General features: G+C 59.9%; 1 protein-coding gene. It reads left to right on the top strand.

The window, feature by feature from the left end; translation table 11 throughout:
* Window positions 1–422, top strand: a 422-nt coding sequence (locus ACP7AJ_RS21520; protein ID WP_426062296.1) for a transposase, incomplete at its 5' end; no start/stop codon positions are given.
* Window positions 423–705: the final 283 nt, after the last annotated feature.

The following is a 705-nucleotide window of genomic DNA, read 5'->3' as shown; positions in this document are numbered from 1 at the left end:
CGCAGGCGGGCTTTGAAGCCCGCCTGCGTGCCCGGGGCCAAACGCAAGCAACTCACCCGCACGCGCTAGGACGCCCCGTAGCGCCGCGCTTGGCAACGGCAGCAGAGCCGACGGGCCAGCGCCTGCGCCAGGTCCGACAAAGCACCGTGGAGCCGGTGTTCGGACATCTGATTCGCCACTTCGGCCTGCGCCAGGTCATCGTGCGGGGCCATGCTGGGGCCCATAAAACGATGCTGCTCACGGCCGTGGCCGACAACCTCAAAAAGCTTCTAAGGCACCGACCCAACCGGCAGCTGAGCCTCGCCATGGCCCTGCCAAGGCCGCTACTGGCCGCAAATACGCGTGCTTGGCGGCGAAACAGGCGCACCGAAGCGCCAACTCGGGCAATTGCGAAGCGGCTACTCAGAAATAGAACCTTCTAAACCGCGTTCTGCAACAGACACGGTGGTTTAAACAAGGTAACATGCATTTCCCACATGGAGACGCCCGTTAACAAAGCATGAAGAAAGCCTGACAAAAGTCATGCTCTAAGGCACGTTTCCTCATTTCGATGGAAAGGGCTGCACCGGAAATTTGCAGCCAAGCAATTGAGAGGCCATGAGCGTAGCAGCAGCAACAAAACCCAAAACCCAACCTACTGCCAAAGGCTGGACCGCTCCCCCCTACTCGCAGAGCTACTGCAACAGCACCATTAAGCCCGGCTCT

It is taken from the genome of Hymenobacter sp. B1770 (assembly GCF_049896385.1).
Lineage (GTDB): Bacteria > Bacteroidota > Bacteroidia > Cytophagales > Hymenobacteraceae > Hymenobacter.
This window is presented reverse-complemented; position numbering and strand designations above follow the sequence as displayed.